Raw genomic sequence first — 22,359 nt, 5'->3', positions numbered from 1 at the left:
CGGTCACGAGCGCAGACCGGTGATCATGGCGACGAGCTCGTTGTGCGAGACATCCGCGACGTCGTGCGTCGCCACCTGGGTCCCTCGTCGCAGCACGGTCACCCGGTCCGCGATCCGGAACACCTGCTCCATGTTGTGGCTCACGATCAGCACGGCTGCGCCGCGCTCCTTGAGCTTGAGGATGAGCTCCTCGACCTTGGCGGTCTCGGCGACGCCGAGCGCGGCGGTCGGCTCGTCCATCAGCACCAGGCTGCTGGCCCAGTGCGTCGCGCGGGCGATCGCGATCCCCTGACGCTGGCCGCCCGAGAGATCGCTGAGCGTGGCACGGGCCGAGGGGATGCGCACGTCCAGCTGATCCACGAGGGTCTGGGTCTCCGCGGCCATCCGCTTGCGGTCGAGCGTGCCGAACGGCGGTCGCCGCAGCTCACGGCCGAGGAACATGTTCATGTAGACCGGCTGCAGGTCGACGAGCGCCAGATCCTGATACACGACCTCCACGCCCTTCGCTCGGGCGTCGGACGGGTCGCGGAACGCGGTCCGCTCGCCGTTCAGCCGGATCTCGCCCGCCGTGGGCTGGTAAAGGCCGGAGATGATCTTCACGAGGGTCGACTTGCCGGCCCCGTTGTCGCCGACGAGGGCCACGATCTGACCGGCCTCGACCTCCAGGTCGAAGCGCTTGATCGCGACGATGCCGCCGAAGTGCTTGGTGATGCCGTCCAGACGGAGCGGTGCGGGTGCGGTCATGCTTTCCTCCCGGTGCCGGCGAGAGCGTCGCCGATGGTGAGCGGTGCGGAGCCGTCGGCCGACCAGATGCCGGCGACGGAGGGGGTGCCTGTCGAGAGGCCGGCGATCCCGGCGGTGAGACCACGGGTGACGAAGACCTGCGGACGGAAGCCGAAGAGCACGGTGTCGCCGGGTACGACGGCGCGACCATCGAGCGGCACCGTCGCGTAGTAGTCGATCGCCTCGGCCGCGGGCATGTCGACCCGCAGGGCGGGAGCGTCCACCGGGTCGACGCCGTCGCCGACGAGGAGCGCGTCGGTCCTGCCGTCTCCGAGAACGGGGTCGACGTAGAGGCCGCCACCGAACACGTAGGCATCGCCCTGGTAGAGGTGGGAGACCTCGGAGACGTAGGCGATGGCGGGGTCTTCGGCGAGATCCTGCACCGCGTGCAGCGGAGTCGTTCCCGTGAGCCCGTGCCCCGGCTCCACTTGGGTCGCCCCCGCCTCCGCGAGTGAGGAGAGGATGCTCGCAGAGGTGGTGCCGGGTGCGTTCACCTGCACGCCGGTGCGGCCCGCGGCCTCCAGTGCCCGAAGTGCCCGCGTGAGGGTGCCGAGGTTCGGGGTCGGCCGGGCCGTCCCCGAGCCGGCGTCGAACAACGTCGCCGGGAAGGTGGTGACGCCGGCGAACCGGATACCGGGCACCGCGTCGAGCCGATCCGCGACGGCCACGATGTCGGCCGCATCGAAGCCGCCCTCGTGCCCGCGGTAGAACCGGTCACCCGGGGCCGCGATGCGGGCCAGGACGTCCTGCTCGCGCCCCGAAGCCAGGGCGGCCGCGCCCGCTTCCGCGGCCTTCCGGTCGTCGAAGACCGTCCAGTAGAGCGGTGCCAGCGCATCGGCTTCCCGGGCGCGGTGCCGCGGGATCTGAACCAGATGCCCGAGGTGGCCCGTCCGCAATCCGCCCGCTGCCGCAGCCACGGCGCACTCGAGGTCGACCCCGACAGCGTGGTCGATGCCGCCCGCAGCGATCGCGCGCGACGCATCGGGGTTGCGCCCGATCTGCTTGGTCATCGCGAAGGGGGTCAGGTCGAGCCGAGCGGCCTCGGCCGCGAGCACGGCGCTGTTGCGAGTGACGGCATCCAGGTCGATGACGTAGGTGTTCGGCGGGATCTCGCCGGAACGGTGGAAGCGGGCCGCGGCTCGGAGGAGGTCTGGGTTGCGGCGGCGGAGGAGGTCGAGGAACATCCTGCGGTCCTAACTGCTCTTCTTGGCGCGGAGCGACAGAGACACCGCGATGAGGATGATGACGCCGCGCACGATCATCTGCTGCGCCACCGTGAGACCGCCGAGGAGGAGGCCGTAGTTGATCATGCTCATGAACAGACTGCCGACGAGGGCACCGATCATCGAGCCTTTGCCACCGGTGAGGGCCGTGCCTCCCACGATGACCGCGGCGAGCACGCTCATCAGGTCGGACCCGCCCAATGTGTACGTGGCACCCGAGAGACGGCCCGCGTAGAGCAGACCGGCCAGGCCGGCCGTCGCACCCGAGATCACGAACACGATCATCGTGATGCGTGTCGTCCGGATGCCACTGACCGACGCCGCAGCCGCCTTGTTGCCCACCGCCAGCACGTGCGCGCCGAACCGCCGCTGCCGGAGGACGTGCCAGCCGACGGCCACGACCGCCGCGCTCCACCACACCAGTATCGGGATGCCGAGCAGCGTGCCGCCGCCGAAGATCCAGGTGAACACCGGCTCGGTCACCGGGACGGACTGCAGATTCGTCGCCTGCTGCGCGAGTCCGGCGACGAGCCCCATCGTCGCGAGGGTGACCAGGAACGAAGGCAGACGCACCAGCGTGACGAAGATGCCGTTGACGAGCCCGACCACCGCACCGGTGGCGAGTCCGGCGAGCGCAGCGAGCCACCACTGATGGGTGCCCTGCAGGGTCACCGCCGCCGCGAGCGCCGCCAACGCGACGACCGACCCGATCGACAGGTCGATCTGGCCGAGACTGAGGACGAAGACCGCGCCGACGGCCATGACGGTGATCGGTGTGGCCTGGGTGACGATGTTGACGAGGGTCGTGGCGTTGAGGAAGTTCGCGCCCTGGGTGACCGCGAAATACGCGAACACGACGACGAATCCGATATAGACGACGTACTGCCGCCAGTCCGTACGACGGAGCCGCTCGGCTACCGCCGGTTTCCCATCGCGCTGGGTCACGGTCATGATGCTTCTCTTTCTGTGCTGGTCACGAGGGTGTCGATGGCGAGTCGGACGGCCCCGAGGATGGGGGCGGCCGACCCGAGCGCGCTGACGCGCACGCGGAGCGCGGGGCGGCCGAGGCGGGCGAGCCAGGTGTGGAGCGGAGGGAGCAGCTCGACCCGGCCGCCGATGCCGCCTCCGAGCACGAACAGGCCGGGGTCGACGACGGCGTCGAGGGCGACGAGTGCATGGGCCAGCCAGCGGGCCTCCTCATCCAGGGCCGCGAGCGCGTCCGGGTCTCCTGCGCCGGCGCGCTCGAAGACGTCGTGGGCCGTGATCTCCCCCGTCGCGCCCGCGGCCTCCGCGTAGCGGCGGGCGAGCACGTCGCCGGCGAGTTTCTCCTCGAGCGCCCCGCGACGCTGGTTCCGGGGGTCGAGCGGGTCGGTCCCGATCGGGAGGTACCCGACCTCCCCCGCTCCGCCCGACGCACCGCTCCAGAGTCGGCCGTCGAGCACGAGTCCGACCCCGATCCCGGTGCCGACGGCGACGAACGCGAAACTGGACTCGCCCCGGCCGACCCCGTCGGTCAGCTCGCCGAGGGCGGCGATGTTCACGTCGTTCTCGATCACCACAGGGTGGCCGAGCCGGGCCTCCAGCTCTCCGACCAGACCGACGTCATCCAGCTCTCCGAGGTTCGGTGCCAGGCTGAACGTGCCCTCCTGGTCATCCGGGACTCCGGCACCGCCGATCGCCGTCGCGACGACGCGTGCACCGCCGACGGATCCGGCGAGCCGCTCCACCAGCCGCTCGAGTTGGCCGAGCAGTTCCGGGCCGCGCCGGGTCGGCTCGACGAGCTCGTTCAGCACCGCTCCGTCGACTCCTGCGATCCCGGCCCGGACCTTCGTGCCACCGAGGTCGATGCCAACCACGACCTCGCGTGCGCCGCCCGCGCTCATGCCGCTCCCAGCACAGTCGCCGGGTTCACCGCGGTCAGCTGATCGATGGCGTCCTCCGCGACGCCGCGTTCTCGCAGCAGCGGCAGGAACACGGCGCCGAGATAGGAGTAGCCGTGCATGCCGTGAGTGCCGGGATTCAGCCAGACTTCGGCCCCGGTGAGGTCCTGCGCGAGCAGGACGCGGTCCGCCAGGCCGTCCTCCACGAGGCCGGCGACGAGGTCGGCACGCCCTGCGTCCGAGCGGTGGAAGGAGCGCTTGCCGTACTCGCCGTCGGCCCGATCCCCATCCGGACCCAGGAAGAAGTCCCAGTCCTCTTTGCCGATGGTGTCGACGGCGATGCGTGCACCCGCGTCGATCACCCGGCGCGGAAGCTCGGTCGTCAACTGCGTGTCGACATGACCGACGACGACGCGATCGAGGTCGACGCCCTCCTCGCGCAGGATGTCCAGCTGCTCGATGGCCTGCGTCCCATGGGTGGTGTGGGTCATGATGGAGAGCCCCGTCTCCCGCTGCGCGCGGGCCACGGCCCGCAAGCACTTCTCCTCGTGCGGGGTGATCTCGCCGAGGCCGGTCGCCTGTTCGCCGAAGACTCCCGCTCGCACCCCCGAGCGCCCGATTCCTGTCGTCGCGTCGGCGACCAGTCGTGCCGTCAACTCGTCGATTCCCGCCTCCCGTGCCCAGGCGGGCGCGTAGGACTGCAGATACAGCGCCGTCCCCGAGACGATGTGGAGCCCGGTGCGCTCGGCGATCTCGACGAGGAGGGAGACGTTGTCCCCGTCGGCGTCGCGGCCGACGACGTTGTAGGGGCTGAGGTCGACGACGGTGCGGAAGCCCAGCTCGGGGAGGCCGGCCAGGGCCTCGACGGCGCGCTCGACGGCATCGGGCCGCGTTCCACCTGTCAGCCAGGGGCCGGGGACGAGCGAGAGCAGATGTTCGTGGGGCATGACCCGGCCGAGCTGGTCGGCGGGGACGGGCCCGAGGACGGTGGTGACGTACGTCATCGGGTTCTCTTCCTGTGGTGCGGAGCGTGCATGTGGGAGAAGAAGGCGGGCGGCCGACGGGGGAGATCGGCCGCCCGCCGGTCGGTCAGCCGCCGGTGACGGACGACGGCGGCTTCGTGCCGTAGTCGGCTTCCCAGCCCTTGTCCAGATCGGCCTTGGTGACCTTGGTCGGATCGGAGGCGACGAGTTCGGGGGCGGCCTTGCCGATCACGCCGTATGCTCCGGCCAGCGCGAGGCCCTTGCCGATGCCGAGCGATCCGTTGCCGACCATGCCCGCGACGGTGTCTCCAGACACCATCGCCGCACCGAGGGTGGTGTCCAGGTCGTTGGTGACCACCTTGATGTCGGTGCGCCCGGAGGCCTTGATCGCGGCGACCACTCCCTGGGCGGCGGTCGCCCACGAGACGTAGATCCCCTTGAGGTTCGGGTGCTTGGCGATCATGGCTGCGGCGATGCTCTGGGTCGCGGTCTCGTCGGCGAATCCCTCGTCGTCGACGATCTTCACGTCGGGGTACTCGTAGGCGAGCCAGTTCTTGAAGGAGGTGTCCCGCTGGTTCGTGAACCAGAAGTTCGCGTTGTACGAGAGGTAGCCGATCTCGCCCTTCTTGCCGAGTGCGTCACCGAGGATCTCGGCGTTGTCGCGCCCGGCCTTCGCGAGATCCTCGGTGACGATCGAGACGAAGTCCGTGCCCGCCTTGTACCCTGCCGGCGGCGTGGTCATGATGACGAGCTTGATGCCGGCGTCGACGACCGGCTTGAACGCCGTCGCGGCCGACGTGGGGTCGACGGCGATGGCGACGACGATGCTCGGGTGCAGGGCCAGCACGGTCTGGACGTTGTTGGCCTGGGTCGCAGCGTTGAACCCGGCCTGCGTGCTGGCCACCACCTTGATGCCGAGCTTCGCGAACTCCTGCCGCGCGCCCTTCTCGACCGCGGTGACGAAATCGGACGACGTGTGCCAGACGAAGGCGGCCGTGTACGTTCCCGCCTTCACCTTCGCCTCCTCGTCCGGCGTCAGGGTGAGGTCCGAGAGCGGGCCGGGCTTCTCGCCATTCGGACCGGTGAATTCGAGGCTCGGCTTGGCGGCCGGGGTGGAGGAGCCGGCCGGGGTGTCGGCTGCCGAGCAGCCGGAGAGAGCGAGGATCACGGTGACGGCGCCGACGAGCGCGGCGCGCAGGCCGCGTCGTCGCAGGGGGTGTGCTGTGTTCATGGGTTACCTTCCGGGAGCGGTTTGTGGACTCCTGTCGCGGTGATGTCCCCCGGGTAAGCGCACCCCGTCACCGTTGACTTGTTGAATCATTTTGATTTCAACAAGCAATCAAAGTCAAGAGGAATTTTGTGTCAGGCGTGTTTCGGGGGCGTGAAATGCGAATTACCATCCCTCCGGGCGCGAATTCGGCTAGATTTGAGTTCACTCTGACGAGAATGGGGATGGTGAATGGTGCAGGACACCCGTCAGCTCAATCGAGAAGCCGTGCTCACGGCACTTTTCGCCTCCCGCCCGGCCAGCCGCAAACTCATCGCCGAACGATCCGGCATCTCGCCCGCCACGGTCACCCGCTCGGTCGAGCAGCTCCTCGCGGAGGGCATCGTCACCGAGACGAGCGAGATCATCTCGGAGTCACGCGGGCGACGGGCCGTCGAACTCGACATCGTCGCCGACCGCCATTTCGCCATGGGCATCGACTTCGGAGCGACGAACACGCGCATCCTCGTCATCGATCTGCTGGGCCGCACGATCGTGCGCCGGTCCGTGCCGACGCCGACCCACGAGGACGTCGAGCTCCTCACCGAGTGGCTCGCCCGCGAGGTGACGGCGACCGCCGGGGACGCCTGGGATCGGGTCGCCTCCGTCTGCCTCGGCATGCCGGGCGCCGTCGGGCGGCAGCGGACCGTCTCCAATGCCCCGAATCTGCCGCAGGTCGAGACGCCGGGCTTCCTCGACGGCGTGGAGGAGGCCCTCGCGCGCCCGATGGGATTCGACAACGACGCCAACTACGCCCTCCTCGGCGAGCTGCACTACGGCGCGGCGACGAACTCTCCGAACGCCGCCATGCTGACGATCGGATTCGGCCTCGGAGCCGGCCTCGCGATCGACGGTCGCATCCTCCAGGGCGAGCGCGGGCTCATCGGCGAGTTCGGTCAGCTCCCGATCGGTCCGCTCGGAGCGCGCCTCGAGCACATGGTCACCGGGAGCGGGATCATGCGGCGCGCGGCGGAAGCCGGGGTGGCTCTCGCCGAGCCGGCCGAGCTGTTCGCCGCCGACGCACCGCCTGCCCTCCTCGGCCTCCGCGCCCAGTTCGATCAGGCCCTGAGCATCGTGCTCGCAGCGGTGACCGTCGCGTGCGATCCCCAGACCATCGTGCTGGGCGGCGGGATCGCGACCTCGCTCGCGCCGGCACTGGATCGATACCGGATCGCACTCGAGCAAAGTCTGCGGGTGTCGCCGGCGATCGTCACGGCCCGCCTCGGCGCCTACTCGGGCGCCGTCGGCGCAGCGGTCGCCGCCGTCCACCGGATCTACGCACAGCTCGGAGTCCATCCCGACACCATCGTCCGCTTGCCGGGCGGGGACGCGATCGTCGTGGATCTCCCTCCCCTCGGCGGGTGATCGCCCCCTGGACGGGTGATGCTGAGAGGCTCTCACGATATGGGAGGATCGAACAGATCGGCTGTCCCGCCCCGACCCGCCCGCGGCAGCCGGTCGGAGACGGGGACCCACGTGAGCAGCGACGATCAGCCGGTGGCCACCAGGCCGCTCTTCGGCCGTGAGCGCGCCCGCGAGACCGTGCTGCTGGTCGCCCACCGCGCGATGGACCGCGGCGGCGCCGTGCTCGTCACCGGGGAGGCCGGTCTCGGCAAGACGACCCTCCTGACCGACATCGCGGAGCGGCTCGCCGGCTGGACGGTGCTGCGGGTGCACGCCGACTCCTTCGAGTCCGACCTCGCCTACGCCACCGTGGAGACGCTGGTGCGCGGGCTGAACACCATCAGCGGTGCGCGCATCCGGCCGCCCGCGCCCGGCGACGACCCGCTCACCGTCGGGCGTCTGCTGCTCGACGCGATCGACGGCGTGTCCGGGCCGGTGTGCCTGATCGTCGACGACTCGCAGTGGGTCGACGAGCCCTCGGCCCGCGCGCTGCGCTTCGTGGTGCGCCGCCTGACCGACCAGAGCTTCCTCTTCGCCGCCGCGACCCGGCCCCAGCCGAACAGCGTCGTCGCCCTGTTCGACGACGTCGCCGCGTCGACCGTCAACCACGCCCGCGTGGAGCTCACCCCGCTGACCGTCGCCGACACCCAGGACCTCGCTCAGCACCTCCTCGGCCACGCGATCTCCCGCCGCACCGCCACCCGCCTCACCGAGGCGACCCAGGGCTCTCCGCTGCTGCTCAGCGTGCTGCTCGGCCAGCTGCGCGACACCTTCGCGCAGGCGCTGCACCCGGCGGGCTGGGACCTCCCCGTCGCCGCGATCACCCCGCTCACCACCGCCATCTCGTCGGCGCTCGAGGGCGCCGACCCGGCCGTGCGCACCGCGGCCGAGATCGTCGCCGTGCTGCGCGATCCGCTCCCGATGCCGGTCGTCGGGACGATCGCCGACCGCCTGGGCGTCTCCGCCGACGTGCACGGGGCCGTGTCGCGCGGGCTCGTCCTCGCCGCGCCCCGCGACGGCGTGGTGTGGGTCGAGCCGGCGCACGCCATCCTCGCCGACGCGCTGGCCTCCGAGCTCACGCTCGACCGCCGCGTCGCCCTGCACCGCATCGCCGCCGACGTGCTCACCGGTCACCGCGCGCTGCGGCACCGGGTGGAGGCGGCCGACCGCACCGACCCGACCCTCGTCGACGAGCTGCTCACCGCCGCGCTCGACGCCGCGGAACTCGGTCGCGCCGAGCAGGCCCTCAGCTACGCCCGCTCGGCCGTCCACCTGGCGACGGGTGCGGAGCGCGATCGCGCCCTCCTGGAGATCGGGCTGCTCGCGATGCGGTTCCGGATGCACGAGCGCGTGCTCGACCTGCGCGACGCGATCGAGGCCATCCCGCCGTCTCCCGTGCGCGACGCCGTGCTGCTGGAGCTGCGGACGCTCTCCCGCGACGCCCCCGGCGCGCTCGCCCTCGGGCTCGCGCTGGAGGCCGCCCCGGCGACCACCCCCGACGAGCGCGCCATCCGCACCCATGTCGCGGAGGCGCTCCCGAAGGTCTACATGGCGATGGGCGACTTCGCCTCCGTCCTCGACCACCTGGACCGCGCCCGCGAGCTGATCGCCGACTGCCCGCTGCCCGAGGAGGTCGCCGACCGGGCGCTGCGCTGGATGGCGCACCCCGAGGAGCACCTCGTGCGCCTCCTGGGCTGGTCGCTCAACTCCGCCGCTCACGCCGGGCGCCCCGACCTCTACGGTCCCCTGACGCAGGAACTCGACGAGCTCCTGGCCCGCCACGAATCCCCCGCCGCGGTGGACGCCCTGGTGTCGCGCTCGCGGGTGTCGGTGCTGGGCGGCGACATCGAGCGCGCCCGCGTCGACCTCAGCGCCGCGAACGAGCTCGTGCGCCGCTACCCGTCGAGCTGGACCGCCGGCTTCGCCCGCACGATCTTCGCCCACATCCTCTTCCTCGTCGGCGAGTGGGAGGAGTCGGTCACGCTGGCCGACACCGCGGTCGCGCTCGCCCTGGACGAGACGGACCTCTCCTGCTGGCCGATCGCACTCTGGGCGTCCGCCCTCATCCGCGCCGGCCGCGGCGAGACCGAGGCCGTCGAGGAGCGGCTGCGTGCCGCGGCGCAGGCCGACCCGCGCATCACCGGCTCGTACGACGGCGACCTGCCGTTCATCGCCCGCGCCGAGCTCGCCCGCGCGACCGGCCGGCCCGAGGACCAGCTGGTGGCGACCGAGGACGCCGAGAAAGCCGCGACCCGCGCCTCCACCCTCGGCTGGCTCACCTACCGGGTCGACGCGCTCGCCGCCCTCGGCCGGGCCGCCGACGCCCGCTCCGCCTACGAACGCTGCACGGTGGCCGCGCTTTGGAGGCCGTACTACGGCTCCCTGCGCTGGCTCGAGGGCCGCGTGCTCGAGGCGGAGGGGCACCCGGACGACGCGGTCGCCGCGTACATCGAGAGCGTCGGCGACCCGGCCGCCGCCACCTTCCCCTTCCCGCGCGCCGTCGCCTCCCTCGACGCCGCCCGCCTGCTCGTCGCCTCCCGCGCCGACGACGATCGCGCCACTCGCCTGCTGAGCGACGCCGCCGCGACCTTCCGCCGGCTCGGCGCGGCCGGCTACCTCGCCCGCTGCGCCCACCTGCTCGACGCGCTGCAGGCTGCGGCTCCGGCGACCGAGGCGGCCGACCCGCTCGCGGCGCTGACGACGCGCGAGCGGCAGGTCGCGCACGCCCTCGCCGCCGGCATGACCAACAAGGAGATCGCCGAGCGCCTGTACGTCTCGGTGACGACCGTCAACTTCCACGTCCGCAACATCCTGTCGAAGCTGGGCCTGCGCTCACGCCGCGACCTGCGCTCGCTCGGCATCGCGCGACGCCGCCCGACCCGCACGAACAGCGGCGGCGGCACGGCCAGCACCGTGCGCGGGTGACCCGTCAACTGTTGACGGTTTCCGCCGCTACCCCTCGTTCTCGGGTCGTCGCGCCAGTAGGTTGAGGGGACCCGGGATGCCCGGTCCGGGTGCGTGGATACGTTTCCGTCCGACGAATCGTCTCAACCCGACATGCGCACGGCCGGGCATCCTCGGGCGCCGCTGCGCCCGTTCTCCGCGATCGTTCAGTCGCCCATGATGCGCGCGCCGTGAACCGGCCCGGTCGCCCGTACGGCGGTGATGCGGGAGGCGCTCAGCGCGATCTGCAGGTCGAGCGCCGAGTCGAGGTCGGCGGCGAGGAACGCCACGGTCGGCCCGGAGCCGGACACCATCCCGGCGAGGGCGCCGTTCAGCTCGCCCAGCTCGAGCACGTCGGCGATCGGCGGGGCGAGGTGGATGGCCGGAGCCTGGAGATCGTTGGCGAGCGCTTCCGCGAGCATCGTCGGATCCCCGGCCCGCAGCGCCTGTAGCACCTGCGCGTCCACGCTCGGGGCGAGCTGGGCCGGGGCGATGTCGCCCGCGTGCCGCTCCCGGTGGCGGTCGAGCTCGCTGTAGACCTGCGGGGTGCTGAGCTCCGTCTCGGGGAGGGCGAGCACCCAGTGGAACGTCCCCGTCGCCAGCGCCGGGCTGAGCCGGTCGCCGCGGCCGGTGCCGATCGCGGTGCCGCCCACGAGGGCGAACGGCACGTCGGCGCCGAGGCGGGCGGCCAGGGCCAGCAGCTCGTCGCGGCCGACGTCGGTCCCCCAGAGCGCGTCGCAGGCCACGAGGGTCGCAGCGGCGTCGGCGGAGCCCCCGCCCATCCCCCCGGCGATGGGGACGCGCTTGTCGATGCGCAGCCGCACGCCGCCGGTGTAGCCCGTGCGCTTGGCGAGCAGCCGGGCCGCCTTGATCGCGAGGTTCGAGCCGTCGGTGCGCAGGCCGCTGGTGTCGATCGGACCGCCGAAGCTCACCGAGAAGTCGTCGGCGGGATAGGCGCGGACGTCCTCGTACAGCGACACCGCCTGGTACGCGGTCGCGACGTCGTGGTAGCCGTCGTCCATGACAGCGCCGACCCGCATGAAGACGTTGATCTTGCCGGGCGCCCGCACGTGCACGGCGTCCCCGTCACCTCCGCGTTCGCGCTCGACCATGCCTCCAACCTACAGGGGTGCGACGGCCTCTCAGAGCACCGGCCCGGCCGATCGGGTCAGGCGCGTGCGGCGCCCAGCCGGGCGAAGTCGTCGAACGACAGCTGCTCGCCCCGGAGCGACGGGGAGAGGCCCGCAGCCTCCAGCGCCTCGGCGGCCGAGGTCGGGTCCCCGTAGACGCGGGAGAGCGACTGACGCAGCGTCTTGCGGCGCTGCTGGAAGGCCGCATCCACGAGCTCGAACGTGCGCTTGCGCAGCTCCTCGTCGCCCGGGGGCGTCTCGTGGCGGTCGAACGCGACCAGCACGGAGTCGACGTTCGGGATCGGCCAGAAGATCTGCCGGCTGACGTTGCCCGCGGTGCGCCAGACGCCGTACCAGGCGGCCTTCACGCTCGGAGCGCCGTACACCTTCGACCCCGGCTGCGCGGCGATGCGGTGGCCGACCTCGGCCTGCACCATCACGACGCCGGAGCGCAGCGACGGGAAGTGCTCCAGCAGGTGCAGCAGCACGGGCACGGAGACGTTGTACGGGAGGTTGGCCACCAGCCGGTCCGGCTGCTCCGGGAGCTCGGTGATCGCCAGCGCGTCGCGGTGCACGACCGTGAGCCGCTCGGCGGCGGCGGGCGCCATCTGCGCGACCGTCACCGGCAGCTGCGCGGCCAGGCGGCCGTCGATCTCGACCGCGACCACGCGCGCGCCCGCCTCCAGGAGGCCGAGCGTCAGGGAGCCCAGGCCCGGGCCGACCTCGACGACCACATCCCCCGCCTCCACTTCGCCGACGCGCACGATGCGGCGCACGGTGTTGCCGTCGATGACGAAGTTCTGGCCGAGCTTCTTGGTCGGCGTGACGTCGAGCAGCTCGGCCAGGTCGCGGATCTCGGCCGGGCCGAGCAGGCGCAGGTCGCTCACGCGATGCGCCCGATCGGCGTGGTCGGCGGCGCGGAGACGGGCTCGCTGTCCCAGCGGCCGTAGACGAGCTCGGTGTTCGAGTTGATCTGTGCGGCGAGGGTGGAGGCGTCGGTGTCGATCGTCTCGGCCATCGCGCGCAGCGTGAGCGGGATCAGGTAGGGCGCGTTCGGCCGGCCGCGGTACGGCGACGGCGTGAGGAACGGCGCGTCCGTCTCGACCATGATGAGGTCGCGCGGAGCCGAGCGCAGGGCCTCCCGGAGCGCCGGCGCGTTCTTGAACGTCACCGTGCCGGCGAACGACATGTACCAGCCGTTCTCCGCGCAGACGCGCGCGAGCTCGACGTCGCCGGAGAAGCAGTGGAAGACCGTCCGCTCGGGGGCGCCGACGCGCTTGAGCGTGGCGACGACCTCGGCGTGGGCGTCGCGGTCGTGGATCTGCAGGGCGATCCCGTGCCGATTGGCGATCTCGATGTGGGCCTCGAAGGAGCGGAACTGCGCGTCGCGGCGCGGCCCCTCCTCGGTGCGGAAGAAGTCCAGGCCGGTCTCGCCGACGGCGCGTACGCGCGGCCGGCCGGCCAGCTCGTCGATCACCGCGAGGGCGTCGTCCAGCTCGCCGCGCTCGGCGTAGTCCGGGGCGTCGTTCGGGTGCAGCGCGACGGCGGCCAGCATCCGCGGCTCGACGGCCGCCATCTCCGCCGACCAGCGGGAGGTCTCCACGTCGTTGCCGACCTGGACCACGCCGCGCACGCCGACGCTCGACGCCCGGTCGAGCTGCTCGCGGTAGTCGAGCGGGTCGTCCCCGTCGGCGATCTCGAGGTGCGTGTGGTTGTCGTAGACGGGGACGACCAGCGCCTCCGGGAGCGGCGGGTACGCCAGGTCGCGGCCGTCGGTGACGTGCCGCTGCCGGATGAACGCCGGGTCGGTCATGCTCCGGGCACCGCGTCCGCGTCGATCCGGGGGAAGAGCGCCTCCAGCCCGTTGACCGTCGTGCCGGGCGGCAGCTGGCCCCAGTCGCCCGCGCGCCGCAGCGGCTGCGCGGTCACCGGGCCGAGCTCGCCTGCGACGCCCAGCGCCTCCCACAGCTTCGCCGTCGCCTGCGGGACGACCGGCGAGAGCAGCACGGCGAGGGCGCGCAGGCCCTCCGCCGCCGTGTAGAGCACCGTGCCGAGACGCTCGCGCTGCGCGTCGTCCTTCGCGAGGCTCCACGGCTCCTGGAGGGTGATGTAGCCGTTCAGCTCGTCGACCACCGTCCACACCGCGGTGAGGGCGTCGTGGATCGCGAGCCGCTCGATCGCCGCATCGGCGTTCGCCGTCGCCTCGGCGACCGTGCGCCGGACGCGCAGGTCGGCCTCCGCGTACTCCCCGGCGGCCGGCACGACACCCTCGAAGTAGCGGGTGACCATCGCGATGACCCGGGACGCCAGGTTGCCGAAGCCGTTGGCGAGCTCCGCCTGGTAGCGGGCCGCGAGGTCCTCCCAGCTGAACGAGCCGTCCTGGCCGAAGTTGATCGCGCGCATGAAGTAGTACCGGAACGCGTCAGAGCCGAAGGTGTCGGTGATCTGCGTCGGGGCGATGCCGGTGAGCTTCGACTTCGACATCTTCTCGCCGCCGACGAGCAGCCAGCCGTGGCCGTACACGCGGTGCGGGACGTCGACGCCCGCGGCCATCAGCATCGCGGGCCAGATCACCGCGTGGAACCGCAGGATGTCCTTGCCGACGATGTGGGTGGCCGGCCAGCGCCGCTCGAAGTTCTCCGGGTCCTGGCCGTAGCCGACCGCGGTCGCGTAGTTGAGCAGCGCGTCGAACCACACGTAGACGACGTGCGACTCGTCCCACGGCACCTTGATGCCCCAGTCGAAGCTGGACCGGGAGATCGACAGGTCGCTGAGGCCCTGCCGCACGAAGCTCACGACCTCGTTGCGGGCCGACTCCGGCTGGACGAACTCCGGCCGCTCCTCGTAGAGGGCGAGCAGCTTGTCCGCGAACTGGCTCATCCGGAAGAAGTAGTTCTTCTCCTGCAGCAGCTCCAGCGGCTTCGAGTGGATGGCGCAGACCTTCTGGCCCTCGTACTCCCCCGTGCCGTCGACGATCTCGCTCTGCGGCTTGAACTCCTCGCAGCCGACGCAGTACAGCGCCTCGTACTCGCCCGCGTAGATGAAGCCGTCGTCGTACAGCTTCTGCAGGAACTTCTGCACGTTGGCCTCGTGACGCTCGTCCGTGGTGCGGATGAAGTCGTCGTTCGCGATGTCGATCGTCTTCAGCAGCGGCAGCCACTCGTTGGTCACCAGGCGGTCCGCCCACTCCTTCGGCGTGGTGCCGTTGGCGGTCGCGGTGCGCAGGATCTTCTGGCCGTGCTCGTCCGTCCCGGTCAGCAGCCAGGTGTCGTCGCCCGCCTGGCGGTGCCAGCGCGCGAGCACGTCCGCGGCGACCTCCGTGTAGGCGTGGCCGATGTGCGGGACATCGTTCACGTAGAAGATCGGCGTGGTGATGTAGAACGAAGAGCCGTCGGACATGCTGACCATCCTACGGGCGCGGGAGGGTGTGGCTCGTTGTGTGTCGGCGTTCATGGCCGATCCGGCTCACGGAGGAGCCACGGCGCCTCTGCGGCGTCGCCGACGCTCGCGAAGCGGTGCCGTGCCTCGTTTTCCCCGGGGCCGGAATGGTGGATATGTTCATTGAGACCGGCGAGGTGACGCAGTCTCCAGTCTTCGGTCGAAGGTCGATCGGACGGTAGGAGCTCGTACTCATGTCCCACGCTGGTGCTCGCGGTGACTTCCTGAGCAGTGACGAACTCTCCTCGATCGCCGAGAGGAACACGGTTCTCGACCTGCACTCGGTGCTCGTCAGCCGGTTTGCGACCCTTGGCGAGGGGAACACGCTGTACCCGGGGGTCGTGATCCAGGCGGATGATCGCTCCGAGCTCACCATCGGTTCCGACAACGTGTTCTATCCCGGTGCCTTTCTGCTCGCCGAGTCAGGGGGTCGCCTCCGGATCGGCTCCTCCGGTGACTACGGTCCTGGCGGTGTGCAGGTCAAGGCCAACGCCGGCTCGTCTGAGATCCGTATCGGTGACGGAGTGCGAATCGCGAATGGTCCTGAGATCGTCGGACTCACGTCGATCGGCGACGGCGGTCAAGTCATCGGCCCGATCCGCGCGCAATCGGTGCAACTCGCCGGCGGCGGTGATCACCAGGAGCCCGATCCGGACCGCAGAGCCGGTGTGCTGAAAGGCGTCGGGCTCGCTCGCGGGCTCGTCGTCGGTGTGGGTGAGGTCGTCAACGGCCTGGGCGACTTCGCCGTCGCCCCCATCGAACGTCAGCGGTTCTACCACCCGGGCGCGTAATGGAGGCACGGCCGGCCGAACGTGAGCCGGCAGCCGGTCCGGTTCAGCGCCACTCCCAGCTCAGGAGGTCGCGCAGCGCGCGGACCGCCTCCGGCGCGAGGTCGCCCGACTCCGCGGCGACGGCGGTCGCCTGCCTGTCCGCCCAGGTCAGCAGCTCGCGCGCCGTCTCGTCGGGCCGGATCGCGTCGAGGCGATGGATGACCGCCTCGACCCGGGTGCGCAGCTCGGCGTCGGGCACGCGCTCGGGATGGCGGCCGGGGAGGGCCGTGCCCTCGTCCCGGATGTAGGCGACGATCGCCGCGCTCAGTCGACGATCCATCAGCGGAGATTGAGGAAGGCCCAGCGCCAGCCGAGCGCCTCCACGGCCGTGGGTCCGAGGTACGGGAGGAGTGCGCGGAGGCGCTGGTAGAGACGTTCCCGCAGCTCCGTGTCAAAGGGGGCGACCTCGTCGAAGGTGATCGTTTCCGAGACACGCGCCGCCTCGTTCACCGCGTCCAGGAGGGCGGTGCCCACGGTGGGGCTCAGAGCGAGAACCGCCTCCTGATCCGCCGTGGGGATCTTCCGCCGTCCGAAGCCGGTGAAGGCGACGACGGCGCCGTCGAGGTTCGCCTGGAACTCTGCCCACCGTCGGTGGACCTCGTCACCGGCTGCCACGTCACGGGCCCGCTGGTCCGGGTCCATCGGTGGACGGGGTGCGCGCGCCTCCTGGATCTTCTCCCAGGCCCACTCGCAGGCGGAGTCCTCGTCCGGGAACCGGAGCTCACGGCCCTCCGCATCCGTCACGGGCGTCGTCTTCTCTCGATTGTCTCCGTACGTCGCCGTGTAGGTGCCGCCGCGATGTGCCACCAGCCCGAGAGCGGAGGGACTGGGATCACCCCACCGTGATCGCGTGATCAGGTACGGCACCGACGCTCGATCCATCCCCGGCATGGCCGCGACCCTGTCGACGAGTTCCTTGTACTTCACGACCGGGATCCCGTCCCCCGCCGGGGCTCGGTCCGGAGGACGGTGCCCTGGATCTCGCCGGGAGCGAGGGACGTGATCTGCCAGTCGATTCCGCGGCCGAGCAGCAGGATGCCGGCTCCGGATTCGCCCGGGCCGGGCGGTGTGTACAGCGCTGGGGTGCCCTTCGTGACGCGGAGGATCAGCGTGATGGGGGCGTCGATCCGCGTCTGGCCCGTCAGGAAGGTCGAGGTCAGGAAGGTGGGCTCGTGCACCACCGTCCCGACCGCGGCCCCGGCGGGGAGGGTCGCGGGATCGTAGGCGAGAGCGACGAGGACGTCCTCCGGAGCAGTGCGCACCTGCGTGGCCTCATCGAGGGCGGCGATGCGCGCCTGGATCGCGGGAGTGGGGCGGGCCCGGCCGCGCAGGACGGCATCGATCTCGTCGCGCGTTGGTCCCGCGCCCGGGTTGAGACGTTCGACGATGGCATCCGTGTTCTCGAACCGCTCGGTCTGGGCCGACACTCGACCTGCACCGTCCGGGCCCTCCGTCCCGAGGAGCGCACGGAAGGCTTCGTGAGCCGGAACCCGCTGGGCTCCCGCGCGGGCGATCCGGTCGCGCCAGAAGCGCGAACCGTCGTTGAAGTAGTCGGAGTCAGACGCCGAGGTGAAGAGCTTGAGCACGTTCTCGGCGGCGTCGACCGAAGTCGCGAGATAGCCGACCAGATCGGCGCCGACGTGAACCGGGGCCGCGTCGACCGGATGGTCGCTCCGCCAGCCGTACTCCGGGTCGCCCGACACCACCCGCGGCGCGAGGTCGAAGTCTTTCCAGCTCACGGGATCACCTCCATGGCAGCCGTGGCGACACCCGCACGCTCCTGTGACGATTCCGTCATCGTTCCTCCTCGATGAGACGACGCGCGCGCTCATCATCGATCTGCTCCGGAAAGCTGAAGGCGTTCTCGAGCCAGTAGCTCCCGCAGTGCCGGCAGCGCCGAAGGGTCAGTACGCCATCCTCGAACGCGGCGACCACGTCGGGCGCGTCGTTCGACCAGGCATAGTAGAACCCACGACACCAGCCGCACCCCTTCTCCGCAGGGGTCGGCGCGGACGCGTCATCCGACGAGTGCGATGACATCCCGCACACCTCCCTCCAGAAGCTGGAACACGATCGTCCTTCGGCCGTTGACGGTGAGACGTCAGTCTCGGTCGGCGGCTCGGCTCCTGTCGAGTATGGCTTGTACGCGCTCCATCTGCGCCCGCCCGCTACGCAGGGCTCTCTCCGTCTGCTCCCTGGTGTAGTGCGGCGAGTACGTCAGCGACGGCGCAAGATTCTCCCAGGCCCAATCGCACGCCTCGTCCTCGTTCGCGAACACACGGATGCTCCCGTCCTCGTTGGTCAACGGTTCGGCCTTCTCGCGCAGATCGCCGACCGTGGCCGTGACCGTGCCGTCTTTCTGAGGAATCAACGCGACGAGGGTGGGGCTCGGTCGACCGCTGGGAACCCAGGCGATCGCGTAGCGCACGAACGACTCGCCGCTTTTCGCCGTCGCCGCCACCCGCTGCTGAAGCTCTGCGTACTTCATCGTCGAACCTTTGTCTCGAGCGGACCCGCTTCGCGATCCCGACGGAGGACGGTGCCCTGAAGCTCGCCGGGAGCGAGGGAGGTGATCCGCCAGTCGATCCCACGGCCCAGGAGCAGGACGCCGGCACCGGATTCACCCGGGCCGGGCGGTGTGTAGAGAGCAGGGGTGCCCTCAGTGACGCGCAGGATCAGCGTGGTGAGCGCGTCGATCCGCGTCTGGTCCGTCAGGAACGTCGAAGTCAGAAAGGTGGGCTCGTGCACCACCGTCCCGACCGCAGCATTTGCGGGCAGCATCGCGGGATCGTAGGCGAGAGCGACCAAGACATCCTCCGGAGCGGTGCGCACCTGCGTCGCCTCATCGAGTGCGGCGATGCGCGCCTGGATCTCCGGAGTCGGACGAGCCTCACCGCGCAGGACCGCGTCGATCTGGTCGCGCGTTGGCGCCGGGACGGCGGCTCCCCGTTCGGCACGTTCGGCACGAGACGACTCCTGAGCGCGACGACGGGCGACGTCCGGGTTCAGCCGGGCGAACACGGCATCGGTGCTCTCGAACCGCTCCGTCGTCGCCGAAACACTCCCGGCTCCAGCCGGCCCCTCCGCCCCGAGAAACGTCCGGAAGAGGTCCACTGCGGGCACACCCTTCTCCGCGCCGCTGTTGATCAGGCCGGTCCAGTGCCGGGATGCACCGTTCACATAGTCCTCGTGCTCGTAGGACAGCGTCAGAGCGAGGACGTTCCGAGCGGGGTCGAGCGCCGTCACCAGATACCCCATGACGAGACCGTCCCGCAGGACGGCTGCGGCCAGAACCGGCTCCGCGGAGCGCCACTCGTAACGGGGAGGCCCTCCCACGACGTTCAGCTCGAGGTCGAAGTCATTCCATCTCACGGGATCACCTCTTCCGGATTCCGATCTCGTGCCTGGATCCTCCGCCTCTGCCGCTCGGCGCTGCGCGCGTCCTGCTCGTCCTGCTCGGGCGTGTAGTGGGGCCTGTCGGTCAGGGATGGCGCCAGGTGATCCCACGCCCAATCGCACGCCGCGTCCTCGTTCGCGAACACGCGGACACTCCCATCGGCGTTCGTCACCGGTTCGACCTTTTCCCGCAGGTCACCGACCGTGGCCGTGACCGTACCGTCACGGTGCGGAATGAGGGCGACAAGCGTCGGCTCGGCCTGCCGTCGGGGACCCAGGCGATCGCGTAGGGCATGAACGACGGGCTCACCGCGGGGAGCGCAGACTCATGATCAGACGCTGAGGCGCGATCGAGGGTGGCCTGAGCCCTCCGCAGCTGGTCCTGAGCACTGCGCTGCGCCCGCTCATCTTCTTCCGGCGAATAGTGCGGCGAGGTGGAGAGCGAAGGCGCAAGGCGCTCCCACGCCCAGTCGCATGCAGCATCCTCGTTCGCGAAAACACGGATGCTTCCGTCGTCGTTCGTCACGGGCTGGACGTCCAGCCGGAGGTCGCCCACCGTGGCGGTGACCGTACCGTCCCGATGTGGAATCAAGGCGACGAGAGTCGGGCTCGGTCTGCCATCGGGTACCCAGGCGATGACGTACGGCAAGAACGATGTGCCCACCTTCGGAAGTGCAGCGAGCCGCTGCTCGAGTTCTGCGTAATTCATCGAGAGATCATCCCCTTCCCCTCTTCCGTCGATCCCACACGCCGCAGGCCGTGACCGTGCCGCCTTACTGAGGAATCAACGCGACGAGGGTGGAGCTCGGTCGACCGGTGGGAACCTAGGCGATCGCGGCGGGCGGCAATGAGGTTCACACTTTCGAGAGCGCGGCGAGCCGCTGCTGAAGCTCTGCGAACGTCATGGTCAAACCTTCCCGTGACCGGACTCTCCGTCGCCGCGCTCGCTGGACGTGGTCTGGCTGCGCACGAACTCGTCCCAACGGCGCTGTACCTCGGCGCCGGCCGCCTCGTCGCGGGCCCGCTGGTCGGCGTCGTACGACGGAATTCGGCCGCGAGCCTCCTGTAGGTATTCCCACGCCCAGTCGCACGCCGAATCCTCGTCGGGGAAACGGAGCTCGCGCCCGTTCGAATCCGTCATCGGGGAGGCCTTGGTTCGGAGGTCGCCATGGGTCGCCGTGTAGGCACCATCAGGGTGGGCGATCAGCGTCAGCAAGGACGTGTTGGGGTGACCGCCGAACACGCGCGTGACAAGGTACGGCACAGACGCGCGATCCATGCGCGGCAGGGTCGCCGCTTTCTCGACCAACTCGTCATATTTCATACGACCATCCTCCTATGACACGGGCTTCAAGTAGTCCAGCCATCGTGAGATCCCGCCCGGGAAATGAAGCTGCGTCCCGCCACCGGGTTGTTGGAAATCACGCGCGATGTTGCCCACCTGCACCTCGGGCGGAAGAGGCTTGATGATCTCGTAGGTGTATCGGTTGAACGCCGGCCCCAGCCGATCAGGCGGGAGGCTCTGGGCGGGAAACCGCGTGCCCACGGGCGAAGCGAACTCCCCCGAGTCCTCGATCCCCTCGGCGACGGAGATCCGATCGATCCGTGTGCCGGGGGGAAAGAACTCTGCGGCCGGCTTGACAGGCAGATCCATGTCGAAACCGTTGTCGTGGGGCCAACGCCAATCCGCATACCCTTCCGGCGTGAAGCGCTTCAGATGCGTGTCGATGAAGTCCGTGCCGCTCAGGTCGCCGAACGGCTTGTATCCCGGTATCCCCGCGTCATCCGCCCATTTCTGCATGTTCGCGATGAGCTCGTCCCGGCGGGGATCCAGCCGGCGGATGCCCGGAAGGCCGACCACGCCCTCCTTGGCGTTGTGCAGGCCGGTGGCCGCGGCCTCCTTCCCACCCGACAGCACCGACGCGAACAGGTCGTCCGCCTGCCGCAGCAGGCCGCGCAGCTCGTCGAGGAGCTTCGAGAGCGCCTTGACCGAGCGCACGAGGGCGGTCATCTTGGAGCCGATCTTCGCGACCCAGGAGGCGACGCGGGTCGAGACCTGCTCGACGATCCACGGCGTCGCGAGTCCCAGGGTGAGCACGGCCTCCGATGCCCACGAGATCGCCGAGCCGACGAGCTGCGAGAGCACGTCGCGCACGATGTCGTGCACCACCTGCACGATCGTGGACGCGACGCTGAGCCCGGTCGCCATCGCGCCGGCCCAGGTCGCCGCACCGTGCAGGTGCTGCGCGGAATCCTGCTGGAACCGCCGGTAGGCGTCCATCGCCTCGCCGGTCAGCTCGTCGACATCGCCGAGGATGCGCGTGAGCTCGTCGCCCGACTGCTGCAGCTGCGTCTGGATGTTGGTCCAGGTCTGCGCGAAGGCCTGCACCTCGCCCGCGTCGCCGGTGAGGTCGTCGAACCATCCCTTGAGCGGCTCGAAGTGGTCGATCAGCCAGCCGAGACCGGCCGCGATGAGCGAGCCGAGAGGGTCCGAGACGGTCGCGATCGTGTCGGCGGCGGCCGAGAACGCGGCCATGCCGCCTTCGACCCAGTCACCGGATTCGATGGCCGAGACCAGCTGCGAGCCGGAGTCGAGGAGGCCCGCGCCGCTGAACGGCGTCGCTGTGTCGACCGGGGCGGCGACGAGTGCGTTCGTGGTCACCGGCGCGTCACCCCAGCCCCTTCTCGAGCGCGCGCACCGCCTGGACGATGTCCTCCTCGACCGCGGCCATGTCCGTGGCGACCCCGCGGACCTCCCGCGCGCTGCGCGTCAGCATGCCTTCCGCGGCGCCGATCGCCGAGGCGGCCATGGAAGCCGCGAGGGTCGCCGGCGGCACGAGGAAGGCGCAGATCACGCCGAAGGCGCCCCCGCCCATGTTCGTGGCGGCCGCCGCCTGCCTGGCCACCCCCACATCGGCCGCGACCCGCTCGACGCGTGCGGCGTGCGCGTGGATGAGCTCGGCATCCACCGCGATCTTCTTCGCCATCGCGCCGGCCCAGGTCGCCGCACCGTGCAGGTGCTGCGCGGAATCCTGCTGGAACCGCCGGTAGGCGTCCATCGCCCCGGTAGGCGTCCATCGCC

General features: G+C 70.6%; 23 protein-coding genes. 3 read left to right on the top strand and 20 right to left on the bottom strand.

Going from position 1 to position 22,359, the window contains the following annotated elements; genetic code table 11:
• Positions 1-3: 3 nt before the first annotated feature.
• From BGO91_RS21350 to BGO91_RS21325, 6 genes are all read right to left on the bottom strand, one after another.
• The gene (locus BGO91_RS21350; RefSeq protein ID WP_021764311.1) at positions 4-744 is read right to left on the bottom strand and encodes an ATP-binding cassette domain-containing protein; all 741 of its coding nucleotides are present in this window, start codon (positions 742-744) and stop codon (positions 4-6) included.
• On the bottom strand, positions 741-1,967 hold the full coding sequence (locus BGO91_RS21345) for an alanine racemase (protein WP_290474747.1): 1,227 nt from the start codon (positions 1,965-1,967) through the stop codon (positions 741-743). Before BGO91_RS21345 ends, BGO91_RS21350 begins: the two co-directional genes overlap by 4 nt.
• Positions 1,968-1,976: 9 nt before the next feature.
• Positions 1,977-2,957 (bottom strand): ABC transporter permease, encoded by a 981-nt coding sequence (locus BGO91_RS21340; RefSeq protein ID WP_290474746.1) that lies wholly within the window; start codon positions 2,955-2,957, stop codon positions 1,977-1,979.
• Entirely contained in the window at positions 2,954-3,889 is a 936-nt protein-coding gene (locus BGO91_RS21335) for an ROK family protein (protein WP_290474745.1), read from the bottom strand. The genes BGO91_RS21340 and BGO91_RS21335 overlap by 4 nt, the downstream gene beginning before the upstream one ends.
• Complete coding sequence (locus BGO91_RS21330) at positions 3,886-4,890, bottom strand: hypothetical protein (RefSeq protein ID WP_290474744.1); 1,005 nt, start codon at positions 4,888-4,890, stop codon at positions 3,886-3,888. The genes BGO91_RS21335 and BGO91_RS21330 overlap by 4 nt, the downstream gene beginning before the upstream one ends.
• 85 nt (positions 4,891-4,975) lie before the next feature.
• Positions 4,976-6,100, bottom strand: coding sequence for a substrate-binding domain-containing protein (locus tag BGO91_RS21325; protein WP_290474743.1), 1,125 nt, complete (start codon positions 6,098-6,100; stop codon positions 4,976-4,978).
• A 228-nt stretch (positions 6,101-6,328) separates the two neighbouring features.
• On the opposite strand from BGO91_RS21325, the gene BGO91_RS21320 reads away from it, so the two are divergent.
• Both BGO91_RS21320 and BGO91_RS21315 read left to right on the top strand, forming a co-directional pair.
• Positions 6,329-7,501: an ROK family transcriptional regulator gene (locus tag BGO91_RS21320; protein WP_290474742.1), complete on the top strand. Its 1,173-nt coding sequence runs from the start codon at positions 6,329-6,331 to the stop codon at positions 7,499-7,501.
• 111 nt (positions 7,502-7,612) lie between these two features.
• On the top strand, positions 7,613-10,465 hold the full coding sequence (locus BGO91_RS21315) for a LuxR C-terminal-related transcriptional regulator (RefSeq protein ID WP_290474741.1): 2,853 nt from the start codon (positions 7,613-7,615) through the stop codon (positions 10,463-10,465).
• A 185-nt stretch (positions 10,466-10,650) separates the two neighbouring features.
• Here the strand turns inward: BGO91_RS21315 and BGO91_RS21310 are convergent, their stop codons facing one another.
• Genes BGO91_RS21310 through metG form a run of 4 tightly spaced genes read right to left on the bottom strand, consistent with a single transcriptional unit; the run spans position 10,651 to position 15,012 of the window.
• Positions 10,651-11,595 (bottom strand): 4-(cytidine 5'-diphospho)-2-C-methyl-D-erythritol kinase, encoded by a 945-nt coding sequence (locus tag BGO91_RS21310; RefSeq protein ID WP_290474740.1) that lies wholly within the window; start codon positions 11,593-11,595, stop codon positions 10,651-10,653.
• 56 nt (positions 11,596-11,651) lie between these two features.
• On the bottom strand, positions 11,652-12,500 hold the full coding sequence (rsmA, locus tag BGO91_RS21305; protein WP_290474739.1) for a 16S rRNA (adenine(1518)-N(6)/adenine(1519)-N(6))-dimethyltransferase RsmA: 849 nt from the start codon (positions 12,498-12,500) through the stop codon (positions 11,652-11,654).
• The gene (locus BGO91_RS21300) at positions 12,497-13,426 is read right to left on the bottom strand and encodes a TatD family hydrolase (protein WP_290474738.1); all 930 of its coding nucleotides are present in this window, start codon (positions 13,424-13,426) and stop codon (positions 12,497-12,499) included. The genes rsmA and BGO91_RS21300 overlap by 4 nt, the downstream gene beginning before the upstream one ends.
• Entirely contained in the window at positions 13,423-15,012 is a 1,590-nt protein-coding gene (metG, locus tag BGO91_RS21295) for a methionine--tRNA ligase (protein ID WP_290474737.1), read from the bottom strand. Before metG ends, BGO91_RS21300 begins: the two co-directional genes overlap by 4 nt.
• Positions 15,013-15,245: 233 nt before the next feature.
• Here metG and BGO91_RS21290 point away from each other — a divergent pair, with 233 nt between their 5' ends.
• The gene (locus BGO91_RS21290) at positions 15,246-15,842 is read left to right on the top strand and encodes a hypothetical protein (protein ID WP_290474736.1); all 597 of its coding nucleotides are present in this window, start codon (positions 15,246-15,248) and stop codon (positions 15,840-15,842) included.
• A 43-nt stretch (positions 15,843-15,885) separates the two neighbouring features.
• Here the strand turns inward: BGO91_RS21290 and BGO91_RS21285 are convergent, their stop codons facing one another.
• From BGO91_RS21285 to BGO91_RS21240, 10 genes are all read right to left on the bottom strand, one after another.
• A complete protein-coding gene (locus BGO91_RS21285) occupies positions 15,886-16,161 on the bottom strand; it encodes a hypothetical protein (RefSeq protein WP_290474735.1) in 276 nt (91 codons plus the stop codon).
• Positions 16,161-16,808 carry a hypothetical protein gene (locus BGO91_RS21280; protein ID WP_290474734.1) on the bottom strand — a complete coding sequence of 216 codons (648 nt, stop codon included), beginning with the start codon at positions 16,806-16,808 and terminating at the stop codon, positions 16,161-16,163. Before BGO91_RS21280 ends, BGO91_RS21285 begins: the two co-directional genes overlap by 1 nt.
• Entirely contained in the window at positions 16,805-17,620 is an 816-nt protein-coding gene (locus tag BGO91_RS21275) for a hypothetical protein (RefSeq protein ID WP_290474733.1), read from the bottom strand. Before BGO91_RS21275 ends, BGO91_RS21280 begins: the two co-directional genes overlap by 4 nt.
• A 55-nt stretch (positions 17,621-17,675) precedes the next feature.
• Positions 17,676-17,921: a hypothetical protein gene (locus BGO91_RS21270; protein WP_290474732.1), complete on the bottom strand. Its 246-nt coding sequence runs from the start codon at positions 17,919-17,921 to the stop codon at positions 17,676-17,678.
• 61 nt (positions 17,922-17,982) lie between these two features.
• The gene (locus BGO91_RS21265) at positions 17,983-18,369 is read right to left on the bottom strand and encodes a hypothetical protein (protein WP_290474731.1); all 387 of its coding nucleotides are present in this window, start codon (positions 18,367-18,369) and stop codon (positions 17,983-17,985) included.
• Positions 18,366-19,253 (bottom strand): hypothetical protein, encoded by an 888-nt coding sequence (locus BGO91_RS21260; protein ID WP_290474730.1) that lies wholly within the window; start codon positions 19,251-19,253, stop codon positions 18,366-18,368. The genes BGO91_RS21265 and BGO91_RS21260 overlap by 4 nt, the downstream gene beginning before the upstream one ends.
• Entirely contained in the window at positions 19,250-19,450 is a 201-nt protein-coding gene (locus tag BGO91_RS21255) for a hypothetical protein (RefSeq protein WP_290474729.1), read from the bottom strand. Before BGO91_RS21255 ends, BGO91_RS21260 begins: the two co-directional genes overlap by 4 nt.
• A gap of 734 nt (positions 19,451-20,184) precedes the next feature.
• Positions 20,185-20,601, bottom strand: a complete 417-nt coding sequence (locus tag BGO91_RS21250) for a hypothetical protein (protein WP_290474728.1) — start codon at positions 20,599-20,601, stop codon at positions 20,185-20,187.
• A gap of 12 nt (positions 20,602-20,613) precedes the next feature.
• Positions 20,614-21,939: a TNT domain-containing protein gene (locus tag BGO91_RS21245; protein ID WP_290474727.1), complete on the bottom strand. Its 1,326-nt coding sequence runs from the start codon at positions 21,937-21,939 to the stop codon at positions 20,614-20,616.
• A 7-nt stretch (positions 21,940-21,946) separates the two neighbouring features.
• On the bottom strand, positions 21,947-22,359 hold a 413-nt coding region (locus BGO91_RS21240; protein WP_290474726.1), incomplete at its 5' end, for a hypothetical protein.

This window comes from Leifsonia sp. 71-9 (assembly GCF_001898805.1).
GTDB lineage: Bacteria > Actinomycetota > Actinomycetes > Actinomycetales > Microbacteriaceae > Leifsonia.
This window is presented reverse-complemented; position numbering and strand designations above follow the sequence as displayed.